The sequence below is a fragment of the Chryseobacterium sp. KLBC 52 genome, from assembly GCF_003347605.1.
Taxonomy (GTDB): Bacteria; Bacteroidota; Bacteroidia; order Flavobacteriales; family Weeksellaceae; genus Chryseobacterium.
In genome coordinates this window covers 17627-35792 of sequence record NZ_QDFZ01000010.1, presented here as the reverse complement: position 1 = coordinate 35792, position 18166 = coordinate 17627, and the positions used below count along the sequence as shown (strand labels likewise).

The 18166-nt window shown below is 35.9% G+C and carries 19 protein-coding genes; 8 read left to right on the top strand and 11 right to left on the bottom strand.

The window, feature by feature from the left end:
• Window positions 1-37: 37 nt before the first annotated feature.
• The 3 genes from DDF69_RS12145 to DDF69_RS12135 form a co-directional block, all read right to left on the bottom strand.
• Window positions 38-1024 carry a 2-hydroxyacid dehydrogenase gene (locus DDF69_RS12145; RefSeq protein WP_114821004.1) on the bottom strand — a complete coding sequence of 329 codons (987 nt, stop codon included), beginning with the start codon at window positions 1022-1024 and terminating at the stop codon, window positions 38-40.
• Window positions 1025-1392: 368 nt separating this feature from the next.
• Complete coding sequence (locus tag DDF69_RS12140; protein ID WP_062671873.1) at window positions 1393-2043, bottom strand: protein-L-isoaspartate(D-aspartate) O-methyltransferase; 651 nt, start codon at window positions 2041-2043, stop codon at window positions 1393-1395.
• A gap of 101 nt (window positions 2044-2144) precedes the next feature.
• Window positions 2145-2792, bottom strand: coding sequence for a hypothetical protein (locus DDF69_RS12135; RefSeq protein WP_114821003.1), 648 nt, complete (start codon window positions 2790-2792; stop codon window positions 2145-2147).
• Between the two features lie 134 nt (window positions 2793-2926).
• Between DDF69_RS12135 and DDF69_RS12130 the strand changes: the two genes are divergently transcribed.
• The 7 genes from DDF69_RS12130 (at window position 2927) to DDF69_RS12100 (ending at window position 8975) form a co-directional block, all read left to right on the top strand.
• A complete protein-coding gene (locus DDF69_RS12130; RefSeq protein ID WP_114821002.1) occupies window positions 2927-3889 on the top strand; it encodes a Gfo/Idh/MocA family protein in 963 nt (320 codons plus the stop codon).
• Between the two features lies 1 nt (window position 3890).
• A complete protein-coding gene (locus DDF69_RS12125) occupies window positions 3891-4625 on the top strand; it encodes a hypothetical protein (protein ID WP_162800918.1) in 735 nt (244 codons plus the stop codon).
• A gap of 40 nt (window positions 4626-4665) precedes the next feature.
• Window positions 4666-6396 (top strand): cellulase family glycosylhydrolase, encoded by a 1731-nt coding sequence (locus DDF69_RS12120; RefSeq protein ID WP_114821000.1) that lies wholly within the window; start codon window positions 4666-4668, stop codon window positions 6394-6396.
• A 66-nt stretch (window positions 6397-6462) separates the two neighbouring features.
• A complete protein-coding gene (gene bla-A, locus DDF69_RS12115) occupies window positions 6463-7341 on the top strand; it encodes a CGA/CIA family class A beta-lactamase (RefSeq protein WP_114820999.1) in 879 nt (292 codons plus the stop codon).
• 31 nt (window positions 7342-7372) lie between these two features.
• Window positions 7373-7783: a hypothetical protein gene (locus DDF69_RS12110; protein WP_114820998.1), complete on the top strand. Its 411-nt coding sequence runs from the start codon at window positions 7373-7375 to the stop codon at window positions 7781-7783.
• Between the two features lie 10 nt (window positions 7784-7793).
• On the top strand, window positions 7794-8690 hold the full coding sequence (locus DDF69_RS12105) for a 3-hydroxybutyryl-CoA dehydrogenase (RefSeq protein WP_185144346.1): 897 nt from the start codon (window positions 7794-7796) through the stop codon (window positions 8688-8690).
• Between the two features lie 45 nt (window positions 8691-8735).
• The gene (locus DDF69_RS12100) at window positions 8736-8975 is read left to right on the top strand and encodes a hypothetical protein (RefSeq protein WP_002977986.1); all 240 of its coding nucleotides are present in this window, start codon (window positions 8736-8738) and stop codon (window positions 8973-8975) included.
• 49 nt (window positions 8976-9024) lie between these two features.
• On the opposite strand, the gene DDF69_RS12095 is transcribed toward DDF69_RS12100, so the two are convergent.
• The 5 genes from DDF69_RS12095 to dnaN form a co-directional block, all read right to left on the bottom strand.
• Window positions 9025-9435: an META domain-containing protein gene (locus DDF69_RS12095; protein ID WP_047433591.1), complete on the bottom strand. Its 411-nt coding sequence runs from the start codon at window positions 9433-9435 to the stop codon at window positions 9025-9027.
• Between the two features lie 549 nt (window positions 9436-9984).
• On the bottom strand, window positions 9985-12387 hold the full coding sequence (gene pheT / locus DDF69_RS12090; RefSeq protein ID WP_114820996.1) for a phenylalanine--tRNA ligase subunit beta: 2403 nt from the start codon (window positions 12385-12387) through the stop codon (window positions 9985-9987).
• A gap of 206 nt (window positions 12388-12593) precedes the next feature.
• On the bottom strand, window positions 12594-13211 hold the full coding sequence (locus tag DDF69_RS12085) for a DUF417 family protein (RefSeq protein WP_114820995.1): 618 nt from the start codon (window positions 13209-13211) through the stop codon (window positions 12594-12596).
• 63 nt (window positions 13212-13274) lie between these two features.
• Window positions 13275-14105: an AraC family transcriptional regulator gene (locus DDF69_RS12080; RefSeq protein WP_114820994.1), complete on the bottom strand. Its 831-nt coding sequence runs from the start codon at window positions 14103-14105 to the stop codon at window positions 13275-13277.
• Window positions 14106-14458: 353 nt separating this feature from the next.
• Window positions 14459-15589, bottom strand: a complete 1131-nt coding sequence (gene dnaN, locus DDF69_RS12075; RefSeq protein WP_034699704.1) for a DNA polymerase III subunit beta — start codon at window positions 15587-15589, stop codon at window positions 14459-14461.
• A 184-nt stretch (window positions 15590-15773) separates the two neighbouring features.
• Here dnaN and DDF69_RS12070 point away from each other — a divergent pair, with 184 nt between their 5' ends.
• On the top strand, window positions 15774-16130 hold the full coding sequence (locus DDF69_RS12070; protein WP_114820993.1) for a diacylglycerol kinase family protein: 357 nt from the start codon (window positions 15774-15776) through the stop codon (window positions 16128-16130).
• 147 nt (window positions 16131-16277) lie between these two features.
• Here the strand turns inward: DDF69_RS12070 and DDF69_RS12065 are convergent, their stop codons facing one another.
• From DDF69_RS12065 to DDF69_RS12055, 3 genes are all read right to left on the bottom strand, one after another.
• Entirely contained in the window at window positions 16278-16736 is a 459-nt protein-coding gene (locus DDF69_RS12065; protein WP_114820992.1) for a GyrI-like domain-containing protein, read from the bottom strand.
• Window positions 16737-17039: 303 nt separating this feature from the next.
• Window positions 17040-17372: a gamma-glutamylcyclotransferase family protein gene (locus DDF69_RS12060; protein WP_114820991.1), complete on the bottom strand. Its 333-nt coding sequence runs from the start codon at window positions 17370-17372 to the stop codon at window positions 17040-17042.
• A complete protein-coding gene (locus DDF69_RS12055; protein WP_114820990.1) occupies window positions 17372-18001 on the bottom strand; it encodes an SGNH/GDSL hydrolase family protein in 630 nt (209 codons plus the stop codon). Before DDF69_RS12055 ends, DDF69_RS12060 begins: the two co-directional genes overlap by 1 nt.
• Between the last annotated feature and the right edge of the window lie 165 nt (window positions 18002-18166).

Sequence of the window (18166 nt, the reverse complement as noted above, 5' to 3'; positions counted from 1 at the left end):
TAAGGGTTTACATATTTAAAACAAAAATAATTCCAAGTTATGCTGAATAATCAGAATAAACATCAGGATTTGCGCAATGTGGCATTTTTTTATTTTTCGAAAAGGCGATAATATTTCCTGCAGCCAGTCTGGCCATTCCATTTCGGGCTTCAACAGTTGCAGAGCCGACATGTGGCAGAATGCAGACAGTTGAAAGTCCCAGAATAGGATCATCTGCAGACATCGGTTCCGGATTGGTAACATCCAGACCGGCTCCCCAGATTTTCCTGTCAACAAGTGCCTGATACAGATCTTTTTGGTTGTGAAAACCACCTCTGGCTGTATTGATGAAAATAGCATTTGATTTCATCTGCTCAAATATAGAATAGTTGAATAATTCTCTCTGCTCAGGAGTGAAATTAGCGTGTACGCTCAATACATCTGATCTCTGAATCAGTTCTTCAAAAGAAACATAAGTTGCCCCCAACTCGTTTTCTGCTTCTTTATTTTGATGACGGTTGTGGTAAATGATATTCATTCCAAAAGCCTTTTTTGATTTCTCAGCCATTTCATAGCCGATACGTCCCAATCCAAAAATACCGAGTGTTTTTCCGTACAGCTCCTGTCCTAAAGCATGTAAAGGGTCAAATGTACCCCAATTGTCATCTTTTACTTTCTGAAAATTATAACTTGCTCTTCTGGCAACAGACTGCATCAGTAAAAAAGCAACATCTGAAGTAGCCCTGCTCAAAACATCCGGAGTATTTCCTACCGGAATATTTCTTTGGGTAGCTTCTTTAATGTCAACGTGATCAAATCCTACAGAGTATAAGGCAATAGCTTTGACATTCGGGCAGGCATCAAAAAAATTCTTATCATATTTGAAATCTCCGCCCACATTGAGTATGGTGTCAGTGTTTTTACAGTAATGAATCCATTCTTCGTAAGAAAGGTTTTCTTTTTCCGGAAATATAAGTTCCAGACCGGCCTCATTCAGCATTTCAATTCCTGTTTCGGGAATTCTTCTATTGATAAAAACTTTCATTGTACTGTTCTTTAATGATTGTAAATAAAAAAACCTCACTCGCAAAAAGTAAGGTTATTGAACTTTAATATTAAAAAAATTATTTCTTTTCATCTGAATGTTTCGATTCAAAATCTATTTATTTTCTGTGATGGTGATTGTATACTGAGGGTTTTAATTCTATCAATTTTCATTCCGAAACCGAGTTAAAAGATTTTAAATTTTGATTAAATCAGATGAATTTTATCTATGAAAAATAGATTCTCTAAAAGCCAAACTAGCAGGCTTTTGCCGTTCTGATTGAGAAAGAATTTTATTGACTAAGCTGTATGAGATTCTTCATTACATTGCATTTCATTCAGAATGACGCACTCTTTAGAAATCTCTTACTATTGATTCGTATTCCCGAGCATCGGAACAAATTTATAGGCTCCAAATTCTTCTTTTTCAAATTCTGTAGGACCTACTTTTGTAAATCGGTATAAAACCTGTTCATCCGTTGGGCCTAATGGAATTACCATTATTCCTCCGACATTCAGTTGTTTTAAAAGTTCTGTAGGTAATGTGGAAGCACCACAGGTTACAATTATTTTGTCGAAAGGAGCGAAAGTGGGAAGTCCGGCAAAGCCATCTCCAAAACTTTGGAATTTTGGAAACAGATGAAGTTCTCTGAGTTTCTTTTTGGAAAAATCAAACAGGTCTTTCTGCCTTTCCACCGTATAGACATGAGCTTTCATCGCCATTAACACTGCGGTCTGATATCCGCATCCTGTTCCAATCTCCAACACTTTTTCACCTGGTTTTACCTTCAATAGTTCAGACTGTTCCGCTACCGTGGAAGGATGGGAAATGGTCTGATGTGCGAGAATGGGAAATGCCCTGTCTTCATAGGCAAAATCTTCAAAAATACTTTCGATAAAAAGGTGTCTCGGAACTTCACTCATCGCCGAAAGTACATTTTCATCCGAAATACCAATTCTGTTTCGAAGGTAATCTACTAAAATCTTTCTTTTTCCTTTATGTACAAACGAATCCTGCATTTGACAAAAGTAATAAATTAGAAATTAGATTTCAGAAATTGAAGCAAAGAATTATCCACAAAAATAAAGCAATCAAAAAATGACTGCTTTGTTTTTATTCCTTAATTCCACTTTATCGGATAAGGTCCGTAAAAATCGCTGAAGGTATTATCAGCACATTTTTTTCTCACAAAAAAATTATAATTCACTGTTTTACTTAATCCTACATAAATAGCTTTTTGACCTGCAAACACCAAATCTCCGCTTGCAGGAGGAGCAATACTTGTTGTTAAAACAGTTTCATATGCAGAAACGCCATCATTTTCCCAGGACACTGTAGCATCAAAAACAGAAGAATTCGCAGAAGAGGTTGTTTTTGAATAGGTTGCATACTCCGGCTTTACACAGGTTGTTGTATTAGTAGCCAAAACAGTAACAGGTCCCGCCCAGTGGCTCCGTCCATTAGCTATTCCACAATTTTTTCTCACATAAAGGTCGTATTTATTATTCTTATAGAGAAGAAGGTTATAAAAATACTTGTTGGTGACCACTGTAGTTCCCTGTCCCAAAGAGAAACCCTGTTCCCCATACTGTACTTCAAAATATCCTTCGCCCTGACTTATAAAGCTCCAGGAAAGCTTGTTATTTCCTTTTTCAAATATAAGATTTGTTGGAGTTCCACATTGAGCCTGCGGGTCATATGGACTATCTCCAATACATCCTGCAGTACATAATCCCAGGATGAACACAATCGAAATTATTCTTTTCATAGTTATTTTTCAGACCGTGAATTTACTGTAATTTCTTTAATGAATACATGGGCTTCATCTTGAATATCTCCAAGTGAAAAGTCATGTATTTTATAAATGTACATTCACTATCTTTACAAAAATTTAATACAGCTATGTTAAAAGCAGGTTTGGTAGGTGCCGGACACTTGGGAAAAATACATTTAAAACTTCTTAATCAGTCAGATAGATATGAATTTGTAGGTTTCCATGATAAAGATGTTGAAAACGGAAAGAAATTAGAAGCCGAATTCGGATATCAATATTTTGAAAATTTTGATGATTTACTGGAACAGATTGACATGCTTGACATTGTCACTCCTACAATTTATCATTATGATTATGCTTTAAAGGCTATTGAAAAAGGTCTTCATTTCTTTATTGAAAAACCGGTAACCCAAACTCTTGAGCAGGCAGAAGAAATTCTTCGTTTATGCCAGGAAAGAGGAATCAAAGCACAGGTAGGACACGTTGAGCGATACAACCCAGCGTTTATTGCTACCAAGGAATACATCAGTACTCCGATGTTTATTGAAATCCACAGGCTGGCTGAATTTAATCCACGTGGTACAGATGTTTCTGTAGTATTGGATCTTATGATTCACGATCTTGATATTTTATTAAGCATTGCTAAATCTAAAGTGAAAAATATCCACGCAAGCGGTGTTTGTGTAGTAAGCAAAACTCCGGATATTGCCAACGCAAGAATAGAGTTTGAAAACGGATGTGTGGCCAACCTTACCACTTCCAGAATTTCTATGAAGGCGATGAGAAAAAGCAGATTCTTCCAGAAAGATGCTTACATTTCCGTTGATTTCCTTGAGAAAAAGGCTGAAGTGATCAGAATGAAGGATGCTCCTGAAAACCCTACTCCATTTGATATGATTATTGAAAATGCAGAGGGAGAAAAGAACCAGATTCTGTTTGAATATCCGAATATCCAGCCTAACAATGCTATTCTGGATGAATTAAACTCTTTCGCTGATGCGATTACGGGCGACAAAAATGTAGAAGTTTCTCTTGAAGATGGAACCGAAGCATTGAAAGTAGCTTTAGAGATTATGAAACTGATCAGTTAACATGAAAATAAAGTCTGCACTATTTTTGGCAGCAATCACAATGCTATCTTGTCATCAGAAAAAAAATGGTTACGAGATAGATTGTGATGATCAAAAAAAGCAGGCACAAAATGATTTCAATTATAAAAATTATACCTGGACCAATTTCTCTGGCTTAGGCTATGATTATCTGGGTGAAAAGGAATTTATAGAGCTTCTGAATCAGAATCATATAAAAACACAGCAAATTCCCATATCTTGTGTAAGATTTCCGAATGATCAGTATGAAAACTGCCGGGAAATCGAGATGAACAGACTTATTTTAAAAAGATTCGGAAAGAAATTTATAGACTCATTGCGCTTTACCGCAAAGCAACTGTTTATAAAAAATCATCCCGATGAAATATTTTCATATGAAGAATGTGATGATATTTCGCGCTATCCTAGCTCTACCACAGACAATCAGTTTGAAAAACTACAAACTGATTATCTAAAAAAATTTCCTACACCCCAAGGATATAATTCAAAAAAGGAAAAGTTTTATTCCTACACTTCAGCTTCTTTTATTATTACTAAAAACGGAAAAATTAAGGATTTATCAGTAAAAAGTGAATTTCAAAACAAAAAAAACAATATATTTGAAAAACAATTCAATAAACAATTGAAAGATTTTGTTTTACACACGCAATGGATTCCTGGCAGAATAAATGGTCTGAATGTAGATTCTTACTATGATGCCACCATTCATTATGACTAATTTCTAAAAAATTCCTATTATTTAAATCATTGAAACTACTATGAAAAGAGCCATTCTATTATCCGCACTTTTATTGTCTCAATTTGGGACATCACAATTACTGAAGACTTCAGGACAGAAAATCGTTAATGATAAAGGTGAAAATATTCAATTGAAAGGCCTTGGGCTGGGCGGTTGGATGCTTCAGGAAGGATATATGCTGAAAACTGCTGATTTTGCAGGCCCTCAGTATAAGATTAAGGAGAAAATTGCAGAATTAATTGGTGAAGACGGAATGAATGAGTTCTACAAAGCTTATCTTAAAAATGGAATCACAAAGCAGGATATCGACTTTCTGGCCAAAGCAGGATTCAATTCTATAAGGCTTCCTATGCATTACAATCTTTATACACTACCGATTGAAAAGGAACCTGCTAAAGGAAAAGATACGTGGCTGGAGGAAGGTTTTAAAATGACAGATGATCTTCTTCAATGGTGTACAGATAATAAAATATATTTGATTCTGGATCTTCATGCTGCTCCTGGAGGGCAGGGAAATGATGCGAACATCTCTGATAATGACAAATCCAAGCCTTCACTTTGGGCGAATGAAGAAAATCAGAGAAAAACAATTGCACTTTGGAAAAAACTGGCTGAACGATATAAAGACAATCCATGGATCGGAGGGTATGACCTGATTAACGAACCCAACATCAATTTTACAGGTAAAAACCCGAATGGTACAGATGAAATGTCCAATGCTCCGCTCTGGAAACTTCAGAAAGATATTACAGCAGCCATCAGAGAGGTGGACAAAAAGCATATTATTTTCATTGAAGGAAACGGCTGGGGGAACAATTATAACGGACTTCCGGCGATCTGGGATAATAATATGGCCTTCAGTTTTCATAAATACTGGAATTACAATGATGATCAAACGATTCAATTTGCTCTTGATCTCAGAGAGAAGCACAATATGCCGATCTGGCTTGGAGAAACCGGTGAGAATTCCAATGTATGGTTTACCGAGCTGATTCAGCTTTTGGGCAAGCATAATATCGGTTATGCCTTCTGGCCGATGAAAAAGATTGATAATATTGCAGGAATCACCAATGTAAAAATAACGCCGGAATATGAAAAGCTATTGGATTACTGGAAAAACGGAGGTGAAAAACCTTCTAAAGAGTATGCCAAAAAAGCTTTACTACAGATTGCCGATCATTATAAACTAAACAATACGGAAATTAAAAGAGATGTGATTGATGCGATGTTTAGACAGATTACAGATGCTTCTACGAAACCTTTCGGAAATCATCAGGCTCCGGGAAGAATATTCGCTTCAGAATATGATTTGGGAAGAATGGGTGCTGCGTATCTGGATAAGGATTTCATCAATCTTTGGGTAAGTGATCCGGCAAAAAGATCAGAATGGAACTCCGGACAGCAGATGAGAAATGATGGGGTGGATATTTATAAATGTAATGATAAGGTGACGAATCAATATTATGTAGGAAAAACAGAAAACGGAGAATGGCTTCAGTACACAATTCAGTCCAAAGAAAACAAAAATTATACATTTGATATCAGGTATGCATCAGCCAATGATTCTAAAGTAAGAATTGAAACAGCTTCCGGAAAAGTTTTAGCTACAGTTTCATTGGCATCTACTGGTGGAAATGAAAACTGGAAAACGGTTTCAGCAAAAAACATCAGCCTTCAGAAAGGAGAAAACAAGATCAGAATTGTCTTTGAAAATGATGGTGTTAATCTGAATTATTTTGAATTAAAATAGTAATAATTGTCTTAAATTGCAGCTCTCTTCCGGTCTTCGGAAGAGAGCTTTTTTAATGATCATATTATGAAAAAAACAGCATTCTTTTTCCTTCTGATTTCAGCATTTACCTTTGCTCAGACCTCTTTATTAGAACAGAAAATAAACTCAATTCTCAAAAACAAAAAAGCGACGGTAGGTGTTTCTGTCCTAGGTTTTGAAAATGGATTTACATACAATAAAAATGCAGACAAAAAGCTCCCGATGCAGAGTGTATTTAAATTTCACATTGCCGCAGCAGTTCTGAACGATGTAGATCAGGGAAAACTTTCTCTGGATCAGAAAATAAAATTGGATCAATCAAACTTGCTGGAAAATACATGGTCGCCACTTCGTGATCAATATGCCGGAAAGAATGCAGAAGTTCCGTTAAGTGAAGTCATTGAATATACGGTTGCCAAAAGTGATAACAACGGCTGTGATATTCTTCTCAGACTATTGGGAGGAACCCAGACTGTTCAAAAATTCATGGATTCCAAAGGGGTAAAAGGTTTTCAGATCAAATATAATGAAGAGGACATGCATAAAGACTGGAATGTTCAATATGAAAATTACAGCACGACAAAATCAGCAGTTGATGTCCTTAAAAAATTCTATGACGGGAAATTACTTTCCAAAAAATCTACCGATTATCTGATGAAAGTACTATGGTCTACTTCTACAGGATTGAACAAAATGGTTGAACAGCTTCCAAAAAACACTCTTGTGGCAAGAAAAACGGGAGCTTCCGGAAAGAATAATGCGGGCTTAACGGGTGCAGAAAATGAAATCGGAATCGTTACTTTACCTAATGGAAAACATTATGCATTAGCTGTATTTGTCAGTAATTCAACGGAAACTGATGCTGTCAACTGCAGGATGATTTCAGATATTTCCCGAGAGGTTTGGGAATATTTTAATAAGTAAAATTTTAAGCTTATTTTTAAAGCGATTTAACATGAAAAAAATAATAATAACAACGGCTCTATTGGCTTTCACATTCTTTTACTCACAGAAGAATCAGAATTATTTAGAGATCAGCTACGGAAGTGTATGCTGTGGTCCTCCATCTGATAAACCTGTCATGAGTTTTCTGAAAGAATTTAAGAACAAAAGCCAGATAAAAAGCCTGGAAGTCCTGATCCAAAAAGGGATGGGAAGAGAAGGCGAATATACGTTATACGTGGGCACAGATTTTCTCACAAAGAATCAGAAAAAACGATTAATAAGAGGGTTAACAGCCACTGTTTCCAACCAGAACAATAATAAGAAAAGTCAAAGTACCGGAAATGTTTCCTTTGACTCTACAGCTGTTGTCACACAATCGGATCTTACAGACGTAAAAAATTTAACTATCTATAAAAAATAAAGGAAAAATGATCAAAAACATTGTAGTTATCGGAGCGGGAACCATGGGGAATGGTATTGCACATACTTTCGCACAAAGCGGTTTTAAAGTAAATCTTGTAGATGTATCCCAGGAAGCTCTGGACAGAGGTTTAAAAACCATTACTACCAATCTTGACAGAATCATTGCAAAAGGAAACCTTACAGAGGAGCAAAAAGCTGAAACTTTAGGCAACATCACTACTTTTACAGCACTGAATGATGCTGCAGGTTCTGCAGATCTTATTGTAGAAGCTGCAACAGAAAACCTGGATCTTAAACTGAAGATCTTTGGTCAGATGGATGAACTGGCTCCAGCCAACTGTATCCTTGCAACCAATACTTCTTCTATTTCTATCACAAAAATTGCTGCAGCTACCAAAAGAGCTGATAAAGTAATCGGTATGCACTTCATGAACCCGGTTCCAATCATGAAACTGGTAGAGATCATCAAAGGATATTCTACTTCCAAAGAAACTTTTGATTCCATTTATGAAATGAGTAAAACTTTGGGTAAAGTTCCTGTAGAGGTGAATGACTATCCAGGTTTTGTGGCGAACAGAATTCTAATGCCAATGATTAATGAATCTATCGAAACACTTTATAACGGGGTGGCTGGTGTAGAAGAAATTGATACGGTAATGAAACTGGGAATGGCTCATCCTATGGGTCCGCTTCAATTGGCAGACTTTATTGGTCTTGATGTATGCCTTGCCATTCTGAACGTAATGTATGATGGTTTCAAAAATCCTAAGTACGCTCCAAACCCATTGCTTGTGAATATGGTGACAGCCGGAAAACTGGGTGTAAAATCAGGAGAAGGGTTCTACGATTATTCTGAAAGCAAAAAAGCTGAAAAAGTTTCAAAAATGTTTTTGAAGTCATCTTAAATCAATAATTTTATTTATCTTTGAGAAAGTTAAAACATTAAAAAAATGAAATTACCAAAGTTTTTATTAGCAGATAATTCGGAGTTTCCAGAGGATCTATTCGTAGTTCATACAGAATATCCAAGATTTATCCTAAACGTTGAGGAAGAAGAAGTTGAGTGGTTAGATGATCTTGAAGGTGATGATGAAGAAACGATGGCAGACGAGGCTACTAAAGTAGTAGAAGCAGCGTTCAAATGGTGCGACGAAGAGTTGGCTAAGTACGACGAAGAAGAGGAAGATTAATAACACTCTAAACATAAAAAAGGAACTCAATAGAGTTCCTTTTGTTTTTTTATTCTGATTTTGTAAATTTCAATAGCAAAAGATTGTCTTTGTACAATTCCAAAGTATTTCCGGAAACCACATATTTGTTAGCTTTTCCCATCATATCCATAAAGTTCTGCTCCACTCCGATGTTGCTGCACATCATTTTCGTAGATCCCATCTGTCCTGCTGTAAAACTTCCTGTAGACGGATCTATTGTAGCCGTTCCGAAATAGTTGTTACATCCTGCATTTCCAGTGATCTTTTCTCCTTCAATATTCAATGTCGGAACTTTACCTTTTACCGTTTCAGCCAAAGTCCATTTAGTGCTGGCAAGAGCAGGCTGAGCTTTTCCTACTTTAGATGCAGACGGGCTTGTCATGGATCCACATGAAGCCAATACTGCCGCTGTACATATACTTAAAAAAAGATTTTTCATTTTTTTCTTTTTGAATTAACCCAAATTTACGGAAATTATATTATTTAAACGGGTTGCCGTGAATTTTATTATTCTTTAACAATTGATATTTTGAATATTTTTCCGAGCAAAAGATCTTATTATGAGGTCATAAGTTGGAAAACGCAAAGACGCAAATTTCTTAATATACAGCAGGTTTAAGATGCAAAGATTTTATCTCCGATAAAATTTTTCGGTGTCTTTGTTATTCCGGGCAAAGCAAGGAATCTATACTATAATTGGTTTATAAAATATATTGAGACTCTTACGGAGTGATAAAGACTGTGGATAGATTGTTTTTATACAAAATTTCCATTTTAAACACTAATAACACTAATATTTTCACTAATATCACTAATGCAGTTCAATAGGAACGGGCTATAATCCTGAGCATAGTCGAAGGGAGCTTGTTTTTCTATCAACAAAAAATTCATTTGGCTTTAGCCGAAACATATTAATGGATACATTAAAAACAAAAAAACGGACTTAAAAAAGTCCGTTCCTATTATTAATGAAATATATTTTCAAATATTAAGATCTCAACTCAGCGTTGAATTCTTTCTGGAAAGCTTTGATCAGAGAATCCATAACTTCTGTAATCTCTTTTTCTTCCAGTGTCTTTTCTTCGTTTAATAACTCGAAGCTCATGGCATAAGACTTCTTGCCTTCCGGAAGATTTTTACCTTCATACACATCGAATAGGTTAATATTCTTAATGAATGGAGATTTGTTCTTCTTAGCCGTCTGGTATAAATCCTGATAGTTTACCGTTTTATCAATCAATAAAGCTAAGTCTCTTCTTATTTTGTTGAATTTAGGAATGTCTTTGAATTTCAATTCATTTTTAGAACGTAATTCCTGAGCAAATTCAAGTTCAATTTCAGCGTAGAAGCATTCCTGATCGATATCAAAGTCTTTCAATAAAGCAGGCGCTACTTTTCCGATTCTTACCAAAGTTTTACCTTCTGCCTCATAAGCCAAAGCATCAGAGAACCTTTCGTCAGAAAGAGCAACTTCCTTGTAGTCTACCGCAAGTCTTTCCAATAAAACTTTTACGTAAGCTTTAAGGTTATAGAAACTTACCGCAGATTTTGGCTGAAGCCAGTTTTCGGCAACATCTCTTCCAGAAACCAATAATGCCAATTGTTTTCTTTCTTCGTATTTATCTTTTTTGTGATAGATTTTTCCTAATTCGAAGAATTTGATATCCTGATTTTTTCTGTTGATGTTATATACTGTATTCTGAAGAAGTCCTTCTAATAAAGACTTTCTCATGAATGCTAAGTCACCGCTTAAAGGATTCAATAGTTTTACAGCATCTGTTTCATCTTTTACAGAAGTTAAAGAATTGTTCATTACTTCATTGAAACCAAGACCTTGTAAAGTTCTTGCCCAGCTGTTTTCCAGTTCGTCCTGATCGTTGGCACTTAGTTTAACAGGCGTAAACGAAATCTTCTGTGGAGCATCAATTTTATTATATCCGTAGATTCTTAAAATCTCTTCAATCACGTCAATTTCTCTTGTTACATCTGCTCTGTATGCAGGAACTGAGATTTCAAAACCGTTTGGAATTTCATTTAAAACCTGAATTTCCAATGCTTTTAAAATTTCTTTTACCTTTTCTCTGTGAATTTTTGTTCCTAAAATCTGTTCAATTTTAGAGAATCTAAGGATCACATAGTTATCCTCTATTTTTTTAGGATATTCTTCCAGTAACTCACCTACTAATTTTCCTTCAGCAATTTCCTGAATCATTTTAATAGCGTGAGTGATGGCTGTTCTTGTCAGGTTCGGGTCTACTCCTCTTTCAAATCTGAAAGAAGCATCTGTATTCAAACTGTGTGCTTTTGCTCCTTTTCTTACAGCAATCGGGTTGAAGTAAGCACTTTCAAGGAATATTGTTTTTGTAGTATCAGATACTCCTGAGTTCTCACCACCGAATACTCCGGCAATACACATTGGCTTATCTTTACCGTCTTTGATCATGATTTCAGAACCGTTCAATGTTCTTTCAACACCATCTAAAGTCGTGAATTTTGTTCCCGGTTTTACTACACCTACTTTCACTTTCTTATCTGCAATTTTATCTGCATCAAAAGCGTGAAGCGGCTGTCCGTACCCGTGAAGAATATAGTTGGTAATATCTACAACGTTATTGATCGGGCTTAATCCAATCGCTTTTAATCTGTCTTTCAACCAGGATGGTGATTCTGCAACTTTTACGTCTTCAATAACCGCTCCGATATATCTTGGACACAATTCTGCATCTTCAATTTCCAGTTTGAAATCATGAGTTCCTTCATTATTCAAAACTTCAGAAGCAACTTTATTAAATTGCGACTTCAATTGGTTTGTAGAAAGATAAGCATGCAAATCTCTTGCAACACCATAGTGAGACATGGCATCTGTTCTATTCGGTGTTAAACCGATTTCAAAAACCTCGTCATTGGTTAATTCGAAATAGTCTGCAAAGTTTTTTCCTACTTCATATTTGGTTTCATCCAGCACCATAATTCCTCCGTGATCATCGCTAAGACCTAGTTCGTCTTCTGCACAGATCATTCCCTGAGAAACCTCTCCTCTGATTTTTGCTTCTTTAATTTCAAAAAAGTTTCCGGTTTTGTCATAGATTTTTGTTCCGACAACGGCTACAGGAACAGTTTGTCCTGCTTCAACATTAGGAGCTCCGCAAACAATGTTCAACACTTTTCCGTTTCCTACATCTACTGTTGTCTTCTTCAGTTTGTCAGCATTCGGATGTTTTTCGCAGGTAAGTACTTTACCTACAACAATTCCTTCCAGGCTGCCTCTTACACTTTCAAATTTATCTATCCCTTCAACCTCAAGACCTATATCTGTAAGGAATTCACCGATTCTTTCAGTTTTTGATTCCGTTTTTACAAAGTCCTTCAGCCAGTTGTTTGATATTTTCATTTGTTAATCTATCTACTTATTTAATTCGTCAGATGTACCCTAAGGTTTTATCTGCTCTATTTTGAAACTTTTATTTGAAATCCCACCCCTTTTCCGGTATGATTTTTCGAGCTACAAATGTCGTGTTTTTTTGAGAAATAGAGAAATTTAGAAGCGATTTTAAGATAATAAATTTTCGTTAATCCTTCTGCTGCTGCTTCAGGAAACTATTGGTCCAACGGTATCACCAGCTTCTTCAGACTATCAGAAAATAATACCAACCCTCCTGCCATCATGATAATATCCTTCAATACAAGACGTCCTGCTCCCGACAGATAGGGAAATCCATATTGAGGGGTAGCATAATCTCCACCCAGATTGGGGACGTAAACTTCAGGGGTTGTTATCAGAAATGATAGCGTGACAAGAGACATTAAAAACGTTAAAGCACCACCAACAGCTCCTATTTTAGGAAACCAGATTCCTAAGAGCACCAAGAATCCGATCACAACGATCATTGTTCCCAAACCATAAGAAAAAGCGTATGTTCCGTTTTCCTGATGCCAGTTGATATTTTTCTGAACTACTTTTCCTTCCGGATTTTTATACAAAGTGTATTCTGCAACCCGTTTTTTATCTTCATTAATAACTTTATGGTCTGCATTTTTGTAGAAAAAACTCATCAAAGGGCTGTTGGCAACGAAAGGAACAATTCCATCCGCTTCGTAATGAAAGGCTTTCAAGCCTCCAATCCATGCCATAACGATGAAAATTGAAATTCTGAGAAAATTTAAAAAGTAAGCATCCCATTGTAATAATTGGTGATAAAGTCTGCTATTTTTCATGTGATTTATTTTTTACCAAAGGTATTCAGATGCCTGCAGCACCAACATAGACATTTCAGGACATTACATGGACATTTTCGCCACTACGGATATTCCTACTTTTTCTCTGTAATTTTTAGGAGAACATCCTACTGATTTTTTGAAATATCTGCTGAAATAAAATTCGTCTTCAAATCCCAGCTCAGAGGCAATTTCCTTTACAGATCTGTAGGTTAAATGCAGTAGTTTTTTAGATTCCAGAATAATTCGCTCATTGATAAGCTGAGTTGCTGTTTTTGCGAATTCTTTCTTCACTGCCTTGCTTAAGGTATTATTGGTAATGTTTAGCTTATCGCTGTAGAATGACAGTTCTTTTTCATTTTTAAAATATGTTTCCAAAAGTTTCTGAAATTCTACAGCATTTTTATTGGGAAGCTTTTCGTGAGAAACCACATTGTTTTCAATACTGCTTTTCTGTTTGCTTCCAATGGCAAGAATAAGCTGTATATAGGTCTTGATAATGGATTCAGAGAACGGATGTTGTTCTGATTCTTCTTTTTGAATATAGTTATAAAGCTCAAGAATATAATAATAACTCTCTTCCGACAGCTCAACGCCTGGATTCAGATAAATATTATTGAAAAGAAGTCCGTTGCATGCCACTTCTTCCTTGTGATATTCTATACAGTAATAATCTCCGTGAAAGAAAAGTACATGGATGTTTTCCTCCGATTCCGAAACCAGTTTCATCTTCTGATAAGGAGAAAGAAAGAGAATATTGTATCCGCTGTAAGAATAGTTAATAGCGTCTACAGAAAAAATGCCAGAACCTTTCCATAGAATTACACTGTAATTTTCTGTAGTGAACTCAGAAGGAAAACCTGTGGTAGGATAAGACTGTATTTTTATTTCCATGAGGAGTTAATTTAAACACTAATGACGCTAATGATTCACAATCGTATCAACATTTCTTTCTTATATACTTTTACCTTGAAGCAAAAGTATACAAAAGTTCAAGACAGGAATCATCCGCTAAAAATTTGAATGTACTCCTAAAATTTCCAAACTCGCATGGATTGTCCGGTTCTTCTTCGGTTCTAAATTTTGTCCATGCTCAAACAATGGAAATTTTTTAACGGATTACATTTAAATTTTCTTAACGCTCCTGATTCCTAAGTCGATTAGCCCCTATTTACAACTATAAGTCAGAGAGCAGACTACAAAAAAAGCCGGAAAATTCCGGCTTTCTATTATTTGTTATCTTACTATTACAATCCGATTACCGGCATTGATAACATTAAGATATTTTCGTTTTCTTCAAGACCATCAAGAGGTTCGATGATTCCCGGTCTGTTAGGCTGAGACATTTTCATGGTGATATCGTCAGATCCTAAAATTGTCAGCATTTCCGTTAAGAATTTGGAACTGAATCCGATGTTGATATCTTCTCCGTTATAGTCGCAAGGAATCTGCATGTCTGCTTTGTTGGCATATTCAGTATCTTCTGCATGAAGGTGAAGAATATTTCCGGAAAGCTTGAATCTTACCTGGTTGGTAGATTTGTTAGACATGATAGATGCTCTTTTGATGGCACCTAACAACAAGTTTCTGTTGATTGTCAATACATTCGGGTTTTCTTTTGGAATTACCGCTGTATAATTCGGATATTTTCCATCAATCAGTCTACAGATCCAGATGTGTTTACCAAAAGTAAATTTAGCCATATTCTCATTGAAGTCGATGGTAACGTCTTCATTGGAACTTGCCAGGATATTTTTGAAAATGTTAAGAGGCTTTTTAGGCATGATAAACTCCATCGGCTCAGCATTCATCAGGTCTGCTCTTTTGTACACCACCAATCTGTGGGAGTCTGTAGAAACGAAATTGGTTTCATTTTCTCCAAACTGGAAAAGCACTCCTGTCATTACCGGACGAAGGGAGTCGTTACTTGTAGCGAATAGTGTGTTTGTCAAAGCTTCAGACAAAACTCCTGCCGGCATCGTTACACTTTGGGAAGCGTCGAATTCCGGTAATTCAGGATAGTCATCAGCATTGTCTAATGCTACTGCGAAATTATCTTTTTCATCTAAAATCTCAAGCTGGCTTCCAGTACCTTCGGCATTGTCTTTTACAACAAATGTCAGAGGCTGTTCACCATATGTCTTGATAAAATCCTGAAAAATTTTAGCAGGAACAGCAAATTTACCTGTATCATCAGACTTTACTTCCAGAGAAGTAACAAGAGTTGTCTCGCCGTCAGATGCTGTAATGGTAACATTATTTCCGTCTAATTCAAAAAGATAGTTTTCTAAAATCGGTCTCGATTGAGAGCTTGATATTACGCCACTTACAGTTTGCAAAGCCTTCTGCAGTTCACCACTTGAAATAATAAATTTCATAGATTTATAAAATAAGTTTCTACAAATATAATAAATACATACAACAAAGAAAAGAATAATATGGAGGAGTTTTTAACAAAGATCCTTAATTTGTTTTGAGCCTTGACATTATGCTTGTATTTCTTTGGTGATTCATTTTTTTATCAAAATACAAAGACTATCTTTGTGTGAAAAGTTCACAATCATGCAAAAACCTCCTATCCATAAAAGTTTTCTCCATGCTTTCAGAGGTGTTTTGATGATGATTAAAACGGAAAGAAATTTCCAGATTGAGCTTCTGGCATTCTTTGCCAATCTCTTCCTTATTTTATATTTTAGACTGAACAGCACAGACGCAGCTTTGATTATTATTGCCTCATTCGCTGTTTTAAGTGCTGAAATTTTCAATACTGCTATTGAAAAGATCTGTGATATCATTCAGCCCAACTTCGACAAAAGAATCGGCTTTATTAAAGATATTGCTGCTGGTGCTGTAGTGCTGACAGCTATTGCTGCGGTGATTGTTGGGGTTTTGGTGTATTGGAAATATATTTTCGGGTAAAGAAATCTGAAATATTGCTGGCGAATATTTAAGTTATATGCTTAACCACCCCGTCAAAAATTCTTTGAATTTTTGACACCCCTCCAGAGGAAGGGAATATCACGTCTTCAGTTCAAAGGTCTGTGAAAGTATGAGATTTTTCCCTTTTTATTTCACAGCGATGAAAATATCAACTTCTGCGTCTGATGGATTTTGTGCTTTTTCTCCATAGACTTCAAAATCGGCAGTAAATATCCTTCCTAAATCCATATTCCAGATTTTAAGCCACTCACTGATCACCAGGTCTTTTGAAAGGTCTCCTTTTGTGGTAAATTTCACATATTCTCCTCCATCAAAAGTATAGCCGACCATTCCTTCCGGGATGTTATCTAGGTTTTCCACTTTACATCCAAGAACTGTTGTATAAGGTTTTGTATGATCTTTTTCGTAATCGGTGTAGATAGAATAAATGGTATTGTCTATTTTATTTGGAATTGAATTGACAATATTCCCGCTGATCATTTTTTCCCATAAAACCGGAATATCTTTTCCTGCCTGTCCATTTTCATTGGTGGTTCTTACTGAAATACCGATGACTTTAAAAGGTGCTATTTTTACGTTCTTCATTATTAATTCTTTGTTATAGAGCAAAGATAAGGACAGGTTGTGACAAGGGTCTGTCAGCAGTTTTTTAAATTTGGGCTAAAGCCAATGAATTTATTTATAAGATAAGTGGGCTAAAGCCCACTTCTATTGAGTATTAAATTTGTCATATTAATAGAAAAGCATCTATTAAGTCTAAAAGTTACTTCATTTGCAAAAGCTGTGAGAGAACATTCAAGTTTAGATTCCTTGCTTTGCTCGGAATGACAAAGGTCCCGTTGGAATTTCATAGGAGATCGTGAGATTGCTTCGCGTTGCTCGCAATGACTATTTTCCCACATAGATAAAACCTTTTTTTCCGGATTTAAAAACGGTTTCGATTCTTTTGTAATCATCAACTTCATATTCATCTGCCTGAAGAATTTCTTCTTCTGTCACCTCAAAAAGCACTCCTTCTACCTGATCATTATCCCTCCCTGAAAATTCAAGAACAGGATGGTATTGCTGGCCGCTTTTCCGAAGTACTTCAGGATCTGTAATTTCAAGCATATTTAATTTATATCCTGATAAAACATCTTTTTCACCTTGCAAAAGTCTTCCGAAGGTTTCCATTTGAACCTGCTCTTTTTGCAGCGTTCCGTAAGAAAATAAATTGGGCATTATAAATATTTTTCAATGATTGGGATTGCAATTTCAGCCATCATTCCATAGCCTTTTTCGTTGGGATGTACACCGTCTGCAGAAAGCAGGATTTCTTTGTCATCCAGGAAAGCAGAATAAAAATCAATATATCCCAATGAGTCTTCTGCCGCAATATTTTTCAAAATCTGATTATACGCGACAACATCTTCGCTGATTCTTTTCTTTCCGGAACTTACCACTACTCCATCTATTTTTTGAGAAAAAGGAAGAATGCTTACGAGATAAATGGTATTGGAAAACTGTCTGGCATGGGCAACAGCTTCTTTGATATTGGTTTTAAATTTTTCAGGATCTACGATCTGTACTCCGTCTTTCACAGCAAGATCATTGGCTCCGTAACTTAGAAAAACGATATTTCCATCAGCAGAATTTCTTACAGCCAATTCATGAGGAATTCTTTTGAGCAATCCATCTGTGGTTTCTCCTCCTATGCCCAGATTGAACAGAATGAGCTCATCTCCGTTTCCTTCATGAAATTTCTGCAGGGCATATCTTTTCAGAATATCTACCCATCCGCCAAAAACTCCGTCATATTCTCCATAGGTAATGCTGTCACCGAAGAACAGCCCGTAAATAATTTTCTTCATTCAACTTCTGTTATTTCCTTTTTTAAAGTAAAAATAGTGAGAAAAATTGTTAATATCTTTCAACTTGCATAGTTTTTAACGCAAAAGACGCAAAGTTTTATATTAATTTTTTCGTTCGCAAGGGTGTTTCACTTAGCTATAGACCAATTTGCGCCCTAGTTGAAT